Origin of the sequence: Micromonospora deserti (assembly GCF_003236335.1) — a bacterium.
Classification (GTDB): Bacteria; Actinomycetota; Actinomycetes; order Mycobacteriales; family Micromonosporaceae; genus Micromonospora; species Micromonospora deserti.
Genome location: NZ_POUB01000231.1, coordinates 1 through 9478, shown reverse-complemented (window position 1 = coordinate 9478; position 9478 = coordinate 1). Strand labels below are relative to the sequence as shown.

Here is a 9478-nt window from a genome sequence, read left to right as displayed (position 1 = left end):
GGGCACGACGACCAGGCCGGGGCGGTCCACCAGACGGGGCGTGCCCGGCGGCACGGACAGCGAGCTGTCCCGGTTCGCCCGCCAGCTCAGCACCACCAGCGGCTGCCCCGGCACCGGCAGCACGTACGCCTGCAACGGGTTGGACCGGTCGGCCGGGGACACCACCGGTGCGCCCCCGCCGCCCGGGCGGTGCACCACCGCGGTCATCGTGCCGTCGGCGGTCTCCCAGCTCAGCTGCTCCAGCTCGGCCGGCTCGCCGCCGCCGAGGGCGACCTCGCCGAGGGTACGGACGGAGAGCTTCGCCATCGGCCAGGACGACGGCACCGAGCGGGGCGCGTCCCGGTCGCCGATCCGCCGGGGGACGCTGCCGAACGGGCCGTCCTCGGCGGCGAGCAGGCAGGTGTCCAGCCCGGTGAGGGCCCGCCGGCCGGAGCCGCTCTCGTCGCGTACCAGGGGGTAGCGGGGGTCGCTAATGCCGGTGCCGAGGTCGAGCAGCCGGTCCGCGGCCCGGCCCCGGGGCAGCGAGTCGGTGGCCCGCAGGGTGGCGGTCACCGGCACCGCCCGGCAGGGCGGCACGTCGACCGGCTCGGTGAGCCCGTCGGTGTTCACCAGGGCGCGGCCGTCCGGCCCGAGCAGCCGCTCCACCCGCGCCGAGGTCAGGTAGCGCCGGCCGCCGGCGGTCTGCACCGGGAGCACGTCGGAGTAGACGAGGTAGCCGGGGTCGGTGTACTCGGTGGCCCGGCTGACCGCGTACCGGCCGCCGTCGGCGGTGACCTGCAACAGCCAGGAGGCGCTCTCGCCGGGCACGGTCGCGGCGACCAGGGCCAGCGGCGCGCCGTCGACCTCGCCGGACCAGAGGATCCCGGAGGAGGGCAGGTGCACCCGGTCGTCCGCCGGTGACCGCCAGTCGCGGACCGCGTCGGTCACCGCCGAGGTCACCGTGGCGTCGCCGGCGAGCGTGCCGCGGGGCGGCCAGACCCGCAGCGAGCCGTCCAGACTGTCGTACCCCACCCGGAGATCCCGCGGCTGCCGCTCGGCGACCGGGCCGCAGGCGGTGGCGGCCAGCAGCAGGGTCAGCAGTGCGGCGGCCGTCTTCCCGTGCCGGCGGACTGGAGCCACCTGAACGCCCCCTCGATCGCCTCAGCCGTCTACGGAAAGCGCCATAGTACGAGATGTCCGGCCGGCGGCTCGCGGCGCCTCGGGTGCACCCGCCGGCCGCATCCCCGCCCGCGTCCACAAGGGAGCTGCGGTGGCTTTGGGCCCATTTTCCCGCTCGGGTAGACTCCGCCGACTGTGACGCCTGCCGAGACCCGCGCCGAGTCCTCGCCGGAAGCCGACGCCGCTACCGGCTCCGCGTCCGCCCCGGTGACCGGCTCCGCGCCGGCCGCCGTGGGGGACGGCACCGCCAACCGGAGAAGCGGCACCGCGAACGGCAGGAACGGCGCCGCCAACGGCAGGAACGGCGCCGCGCACGGCCGGCTCGCGCCGGCCACCCTCGACACCGGCACCGACCCCGCGCCCGCGGAGGCCGCCGCCCCGGCCGCCGCTGTCGGCGCTCCCGCTGAAGCGACCGTCGCCGCCGCACCCGTGGTGGACACCGTGCCTGTGGTGGACACCGTGCCTGTGGCGGACACCGTGCCTGTGGCGGACACCGTGCCTGTGGCGGACACCGCGCCTGTGGCGGACACCGCGCCCGTGACGGACGCGGCGCCCGCCGGGAGCCGCCGGCCGCGGCGGTGGAGCCGCCGGCGGCAGGACCTCACCGTCGCCGGCTTCTTCCTGCTCGCCGCGCTCTGGGTGACCAGTCAGATCTGGGTGGATCCCGCCGGCCGGGTGGCCTCCCTCTACAGCAGCGACCCGGCCCAGGTGCAGTTCTTCCTCGCCCACTCGGTGCGGGTGGTGCTGCACGGCGAGTTCCCGTTCTTCACCGAGCAGTTCAACTACCCCGACGGGGTCAACCTGATGGCCAACACGGCCATCCTCGCGCTGGGCATCCCGATGGTGCCGGTGACGCTGCTCTTCGGCCCGGCCGTGACCTTCGTGGTGCTGGTGACGCTCGGGCTGGCGGGGACCGCGACGGCCTGGTACCTGGTGCTCTCCCGGCACGTGGTCCGTAGCCCGCTCGCGGCGGTGGTCGGGGGCTGGTTCTGCGGTTTCTCACCGGCGATGCTGTCGCACGCCAACTGGCACCCGAACATCATCTCCCAGTTCCTGCTGCCGTTCATCGTCTGGCGGGTACTGGTGATCACCCGCTCCCGCCGCCCGTGGCGCGATGGGGCGCTGCTGGCCCTGATGGTGACCGTCCAGGCGTTCATCAACGAGGAGATCCTGCTCTTCACCGCGCTGGCCTGCGGGGTCTTCCTGCTCGCCGTGCTCGCCCAGCGTCCGGCACTGTGGTCGGCGGCGTGGCGGCCGCTGGCGAAGGCGCTGGTGGCCTGCACCGTGCTCGCCGGGGCGCTGCTGGCGTACCCGCTCTACGTGCAGTTCGCCGGGCCGATGGCCTACCACGGGCTGAGCGACGCGGTCCAGGACTACGGCAACGACATCGCCGCGTTCTTCGCCCCGGGCTCGCCGACCCTCGGCGGCAACCAGCGGGCCAACGTCAACCTGGCCCCGAACTACTCGGAGGAGAACGCCTTCTTCGGCTGGAGCCTGGTCCTGATCGCTGTCGGCATCGTGGTGTGGCTGCGGCGCGAACTGCTGGTCCGGGCGCTCGCCGTGACGGGGGTGTTCTTCGCCGTGCTCTCCCTCGGTGAGCGGGTGTCCTGGTGGGACCGGCAGCTGGTGATTGGCCCGTGGGAGTGGCTGGTCCGGCTGCCGCTGCTGGACGCGGTGGTGCCGACCCGGTTCGGCCTGATCACCGCCGTGGTGATCGGCATGCTGCTGGCGCTCGCGATCGAGCGGTCCCGGACGCTGCCGGTGGAGCGCCGGACACTGCGGACGCTCACCGTCGCCGGGCTGGTCCTCGCCCTGCTGCCGATCGCGCCGATGCCGTTGAAGGTGACCTCCCGCCCGCCGGTGCCGGATTTCATCACCGCCGACCGGTGGCGCGGCTACGTCGGGCCGGAGCAGACGCTGGTGCCCATCCCGGTGCCGAGCATGGGCAACACCCACGGGATGCGGTGGGCCGCCGCCACCAACCTGGACTTCAAGATTCCCGGCGGCTACTTCCTCGCCCCGCGCAACGGCAACACCGGCGACCCCGGCCGCTTCGGGGGCCGGCCCAGCGGCGTCGGGCAGTTGCTGGAGGAGGTCGCGACCACCGGTCGTATCCCCAAACTGGATGACCGGCAGCGGCGCCGGTCGCTGGACGAACTGCGGCACTGGCGGGCGGCGATCCTGGTGCTGCCGGTGCGCCAGCACAACGCCGAGCCGCTGCGGCGCACCGTCGAGCAACTGGCCGGCCCCGGCCGCCAGGAGCTGGACGTCTGGGTCTGGGACGTCCGGGCGCTGACCGACCAATCGGCCTGATGGCCGCGGAGACGACCGGCCCGGTCGGTGCGACACCCGCAGCGGAACCGGCCGGTGGCAGCGCGGCTCCGGCGGAGCGGGCCGGCCGGGTTGCGGCTCCGGCGGAGCGGGCCGGTGGCGGTGTGGCACCGGCGGAGCGGGTCCCCACCGCCGGCGCGGCGCCGGTCCGCTTCCGCCCGCCGGTGTGGACACCCGACGCCCTGGTGGTCGCCGGGTACCTCGGCCTGGCGGTGCTGCTGACCGTCGGCCAGTGGGGCCGCCCGGGACGGCTGTTCCACCAGGCGGGGGACCAGATCCTCTTCGAGTGGATGCTGGCCCGCGCGGCCCGGGCCGTGGTCGACCTGGAGAACCCGCTGCACAGCTCGGCGTTGAACGCGCCGGACGGGGTGAACCTGATGGCCAACACCTCGGTGCTCGCCTTGGGCGTGCCGCTCACCCCGGTCACCCTGCTCTTCGGCTCCCAGGCGGCGTTCCTGGTGGCGGTGGTTGGTTGCCTCGCCGGCACGGCGACCGCGTGGTACGCGCTGCTCCGCCGCCGGCTGGTCGACTCCCGGACGGCTGCGGCGGTCGGCGGGCTGTTCTGCGGTTTCGCCCCGGGCATGGTCGCCCAGGCCGGGGCGCACCTGCACATGGCCGCCCAGTTCCTGGTGCCGGTGATCCTGGCCGTGGTGTTCCGCCCGGACCCCGGCCGGGTGTGGCGGCGCGGGCTGGCACTCGGCCTGCTCGTCACCTACCAGGTCTTCCTCGGCGAGGAGGTGCTGGTCTTCCTGGTGCTCGCCGCCGGGGTGTTCGCGCTCGCGTACGCGGCGGCCGACCGGGCGGCGGCCCGTCGCCTGGCGCCCGCCCTGCTCGGCCGGATCGCGGTCGGCGCGGCGGTGTCCGTGCCACTGCTGGCGTACCCGCTGTGGTTCCAGTTCTTCGGCCCGGGCCACTACCGGGGGATGCCCTTCCACGCGTACGGCTACCAGCTGGACGCCGCCTCGTTCACCGCCTCGGCCCGGCAGACCCTGCTCGGCGACGACTACCTGCCGGGCCTGCTGGCACCGAACCCGACCGAGGAGAACTCCTTCTTCGGGCCGGGGCTGCTGGTGCTCGCCATGGTGATCGTGATCTGGCTCTGGCGCCGGCCGCTGGTCCGGGCGCTGGCCGTCTGCGGTGTGCTCTTCGCCCTGCTCTCGCTCGGCGAGCAGATCCGCCTGGACGGGTCACCCACCGGCGTTCCCGGGCCGTACCGGCTGGTCGCCGGGCTGCCGCTGCTCGACCTCGCGGTGCCAGCCCGGTTCCCGCTGGTCTGCGTCCCGGTGCTCGGCATCCTGCTCGCCCTCTCCCTGGACCGGGTCCACGCCGCCCGGACGGCGAGCGCCAGGGACGCCGGTCCTGCCGTCCGTGCCCCCGCACCGCCGCCGGCACCCGGCGACGGGGACCCCCGGCCCACGCCGGCCCCGGGCCACTCCGGCACCAGCCGGCTGCCGGTGCGCCTGCTCTGGGGCGGAGCGGTCGCCGCCGCGCTGCTCCCGCTGCTCCCCACGCCGATCCGGACCGTGCCGGTCTGGCCGGTGCCGGCGTTCGTCGCGGAGGGCGGGTGGCGGGCGTACGTGCCGGCGGGCCGGACCCTGGTGCCGGTGCCGCCGGTGACCGGCGCGGGGGTGAGCCCGGCGATGCTCTGGTCGGCCCGCACCGGGCTGGCCTTCCCGACGCCGGGCGGCTACTTCATCGGCCCCCGGGGCACCGGCGACCCGGCGGCCCGCTGGGGCGCGCCGGACCGGCCGACCTCGCTGCTGCTGCGCCGGGTGGCCGAGACGGGCGAGGTGCCGGCGGTCACCGACGCCGACCGCCGGCGGGCGGTCGAGGACCTGCGCCACTGGCGGGCCGCCGTGGTGGTCCAGGGTGGACTGCACCACGGCGACCCGGTGCGCCGCACCGTCGACGCGCTCCTCGGTCCCGGCCGGGACGTCGCCGGGGCCCGCGTCTGGGACGTCCGCCCGCTCGTCGACTGACGACACGGTCCGGGTGATCGCCGCCGGCCGGGTCGTCGCCCGGTCAGGGGACCAGGGGGCGTACGTCCCACAGCCAGACGTCGTCGACCCGCCGGGGCGGGCCGATGAGCCCGGTCATCAGCTCGCGCAGCACCGCCTCGCGCGGGTGTGCGCCGAGGACGACCACCGACGCCTTCCAGTAGCGCAGGTCCTCGACGGCTTGGCGGCGGTTCTCGTCGGTGAGCGCGGGCACCGATCCGGTGTCCATGGTGGCGTAGATCAGCGTGCTGGTGGGCCGGTTGGGTGCGCCGAAGACGCCCTCGCCCAGCTCGTTGGGGCCGATGAAGTAGCCGCCCGGCACCGGGAACTCCTGCCCGGTCAGCGCGCTCCAGCGCAGCGTGGGCAGGCCGTGCACGTTGCTCGGGATCGGCACCGGCACCAGGGTCCGGCCCGCCGGCACGTACGGGCGCCAGCCGCCGGAGCTGATGAAGTGCGGCGGCGGGTCTACCGGCTGGGCGGGCAACGGGCGCGGGAAGAGCGGCAGCACGGCGAGCGCGATCGCCGCGTACCCCACCGGTCGGAGCCAGCGGGACCGCCGTCCGGCGGCGGCCGGCGCGGCGTCGTCGCCGGCGCGCGGGGCCGGCACCGGCGGCCGGCCGCCGCCGGCGACCGCGTCCCAGGCCAGGGCGAGCAGCACGCCCACCGCGGCCACCACCACCAGGGCCAGCCGGGTCGGCATCATCATCTCGACCAGCGGCACGTCGTCGGGGATGTAGGACCACGGGCCGTCCGTGTCGGTCACCACCCCGTTGACCCGCACCGTCGGACCGATCGCGGCCACGGAGAAGACCACCACCAGCACCGCGAGGATCCGGGCGGCCAGCGAACGGCGGACCAGCAGCACCAGGGCCACCACCGACAGCAGCACCAGCGGCCAGCCGAACCAGGTGTTCTGCTCGGTCAGCCCGATGGTCCGCTCCACCGCCTCGTCGCCGGCCACGGTGTCCCGGGCGAAGGTGACGAAGGCCGCCAGGTCCTCGCCCCAGCTGTGGAACACCCCGCCCTGCAGGCCCCGGTAGGACTGCGGGCCGTTGAACTGGAACCAGATCGGGTAGCCGGTAAGCAGCAGGGCCAACCCGCCGCCGACGCCGAGGGCGGCGGCGAACGTGCCGGCCACCGCCCGTGCCCGGGCCGGCCGCTGGATGGCGTACGCGACCACGACGACCAGGCAGGCCAGCGCGGTGAGCAGCAGCATCTCCTCGTTGATGAAGATCTGGTACGCCACCAGCAGACCGAGCACCACGCCGTTGCGCCGCCAGCGGCCCGGCTCGCCCAGCCGTAGCACCCGCACCACGATCAGCGGCAGCAGGAAGTTGGAGACGAAGTTGGGCTGGCCGTTGGCGTGGTGCACGATGCCCGGCGCGAAACCGAGGAACGCCCCGCCGACGAAGGCGGCCGCGCGGGAGCGCACCAGGTGCCGCGACAGCGCCCAGTACGAGGTACCGGCGGTCGCCGCCAGCGCCGCGCCGAGGTAGAGCGCGTACATCACCTGTGGCCCGAGCAGCATGGTCAGCGGTGCCAGCGGCAGGGTGACCCCGAGCAGCGAGGTGTTCGCCATCATGTTCACCCCGTCGGGGGCGTTCTGCCGGGTGGTGAACAGTGGGTTCTCCAGGTGGCGCAGGGAGTACGCGCCGTGCTGGAAGAGCCACTCGAACCAACTGTGGTCGGTCGGCAGGTGCGACGAGACCCGGTTCTGCACGTCCACCCAGTAGTTCAGGCAGACGAAGACGCCCAGCAGCGCATAGGCTCCGATGGCCAGCACGTCCGCGCGGGCCGGCCGTCGGCGGGGCCGCGGTGGCGGCTCAGCCGCGACACGCTCGGAGACGGGGTTCAGCGAGGGATCTACCACCGGCACAGCCACGACGCGCCATCGTACAGGCGAGGATGCGTCGCTTTTGCCGGGCCGGTACGCCGCCGGCCCGGTTTGCCGGTCGTGGGCGTACCGCGAGTGACGGGAAGGACGGCGTGGCACTGATCGACCTCGGCGAACTGCGCGACGAGTCCGCGTCGGGCGCGCCGTCCCGCCGGCCGCGCCCGGTCGGCCGGCCACTGCGGATCGTGCTGGTGCTGGCACTCGTCCTGGCCGTCTCGTCAGGCGCGGGTCCCGCGCCGGGTCGCGTCGCGGCCGTCGTACCGGGCTCCTCGGCGGCCGACGCCTTCCTCGCCGGTGACCGGCTCTACGTCGCCCAGCCCGCCGAGGGGGTCACCGGCGGCAGCCGCGACCTGCTCGCCTACCGGCTGCCGGACCGGGCGACGGCCGCCCCCCAGCGGCCCGCGCCGCTGTGGCGGGTGCCGGCCCTCTCGTCCGGGCGGATCTGGCAGGTCCAGCTGGCCGGCGGGGCGGTGCTGCTCTCCGCCGCCAGCTTCGACGGCACCGACGCCGGCGAGACGATCGTGTTCGACGCCGACACCGGGCGGGCCCGGTGGCGGCAGCCCGGCTTCGCCCGGCTGGACGCCGCCGGCCGGCTGCTGGTGGAGACCGTCGGGATGGACGGCCCGGGGACGGTCCGGTCGGTGGACCCCGCTACGGGCCGGACATTGTGGTCGCTGCCGGTCCCACCAGAGGGGGCGCAGTACCGGCTCCGCGATGGGGTGATCGAGCAGTTGGTGCTGATCACGGCCGGCGGGGCGGTGGCGGTGCACGACGCCGGCACCGGCGCTCTGCTGCGCCGGGCCGACCTGCCCACCGCCGGCCAGCACGTCCACGTGGTGGGCGACCTGCTGCTGGTGGTCCGCCGGCCGGCGGCGCTGGTGACCGCGTACGAGCTGGACGGGTTGCGGCGGCGCTGGGAGGCGTCGCTGCCGCCCCTGATGGTCTACCTCCACCCGTGCGGCGACCTGCTCTGCGTCGCCGGGGAGCCCGGCGGGATCCAGGCACTCGACCCCGCCACCGGCCGGGTCCAGTGGACCGGTGAGCGGCTGACCGGTGTGCTGCCCGGTCGGAGCAGCCCGCTGCTCGCGCTCACGCCGGCCGGGGCGGGAGCGGACCGGATCGTCGTGCTGGACATGGCGACCGGCCGGGAACTCGCCGACCTCGGGGCGTGGCAGCTGGTACCGGCGCGGGCGGTGGACGAACGGGCCGTCGGGGTGCGCCCGGTGCCCGGCGGACTGCTGGTCGCCGAGCTGAACGCCGCCACCGGCCGGGCCCGAGGGCACGACGTGCTCCGCGGTGCCTCCGGGGACTGCCAGATCGGCGGGGACGCGCTGGTCTGCCGCCGGCGCGACGGCGGTTTCGGCGTATGGCGGCTGCGCGACTGACCCGGGCGGCCGAGGGGCGCTGCGGTGGCCGTCACCAGTTGGCCTGCGCCGGCGGCGGGGGCAGCGGCACGCCGGGCGGGTGCAGGACGTACGCCACCCCGCCGCTGCCGGCCTGCCAGGCGGCCTCGAACCGGTCCCGGCGGACGGTCCTGCGCACCGCGTCGTCGTCCGGGGCGTACGGGTCGTTGAGCACCGGGTCGCCGCCGGCGGTGAACCCGACGAGCACTATCAGGTGCCCCGCGGTGTCGTAGTCGAGCCCGGGCACCTCACCGGCCCGGAACGCGGCGGAGACGATCAGCGGGATGCCGGCGGCGACGAACGCCTCGGCCTCGGCCAGGGACCGCAGCCGGGTGACGAAGGCGTCCACCCCGTGCAGCGCGGCGTAGGCCGTGTTGAACGGCCAGTTCCCGGCCCCGGCGTAGGCGTGGTCGAAGCAGTGCCGCGCGGCGTGCACCACGACCGGGCGGGGGCCGGCCGGGCTGACCCAGGCGTACCGGTCGGGGCTCGGCTCGGCACCCCAGTAGGCCAGCACCATCGAGGTGCAGGTCGGGCTGCACCACGAGTCGCCCCCGCCGCCCCACTGCGGGTACGCCCCGGCGTGCAGCCGCTGGGAGTAGCGCGGCACGTCCAGCACCCTGCCCCAGCCGGCCGGCGTCGCGGCGAGGCGGTCGGCCGGCGCCGCCGCCGTGCCCTGCTCCGGTACCCCCCAGTGG

General features: G+C 75.5%; 6 protein-coding genes. 3 read left to right on the top strand and 3 right to left on the bottom strand.

The window, feature by feature from the left end:
• The coding region (locus C1I99_RS24665) for a hypothetical protein (RefSeq protein WP_111136581.1) at positions 1-1119 on the bottom strand (1119 nt) is incomplete at its 3' end.
• A gap of 540 nt (positions 1120-1659) precedes the next feature.
• Between C1I99_RS24665 and C1I99_RS24660 the strand changes: the two genes are divergently transcribed.
• Complete coding sequence (locus C1I99_RS24660; protein WP_438941444.1) at positions 1660-3471, top strand: DUF6311 domain-containing protein; 1812 nt, start codon at positions 1660-1662, stop codon at positions 3469-3471.
• Positions 3471-5468 carry a DUF6311 domain-containing protein gene (locus C1I99_RS24655; protein ID WP_233512694.1) on the top strand — a complete coding sequence of 666 codons (1998 nt, stop codon included), beginning with the start codon at positions 3471-3473 and terminating at the stop codon, positions 5466-5468. The genes C1I99_RS24660 and C1I99_RS24655 overlap by 1 nt, the downstream gene beginning before the upstream one ends.
• Before the next feature lie 43 nt (positions 5469-5511).
• Here the strand turns inward: C1I99_RS24655 and C1I99_RS24650 are convergent, their stop codons facing one another.
• Positions 5512-7362 (bottom strand): DUF6311 domain-containing protein, encoded by a 1851-nt coding sequence (locus C1I99_RS24650; RefSeq protein ID WP_438941443.1) that lies wholly within the window; start codon positions 7360-7362, stop codon positions 5512-5514.
• Between the two features lie 110 nt (positions 7363-7472).
• On the opposite strand from C1I99_RS24650, the gene C1I99_RS24645 reads away from it, so the two are divergent.
• Positions 7473-8765, top strand: a complete 1293-nt coding sequence (locus C1I99_RS24645; protein ID WP_146604044.1) for an outer membrane protein assembly factor BamB family protein — start codon at positions 7473-7475, stop codon at positions 8763-8765.
• A gap of 31 nt (positions 8766-8796) precedes the next feature.
• Here C1I99_RS24645 and C1I99_RS24640 read toward each other — a convergent pair.
• Positions 8797-9478 (bottom strand): C39 family peptidase (locus C1I99_RS24640; RefSeq protein ID WP_146604043.1); only part of this gene is annotated, 682 nt, incomplete at its 5' end.

Excerpts from the sequence above, each read along its gene's own strand:
- C1I99_RS24655 (WP_233512694.1), top strand. The coding sequence starts at position 3,471 with ATGGCCGCGGAGACGACCGGCCCGGTCGGTGCGACACCCGCAGCGGAA.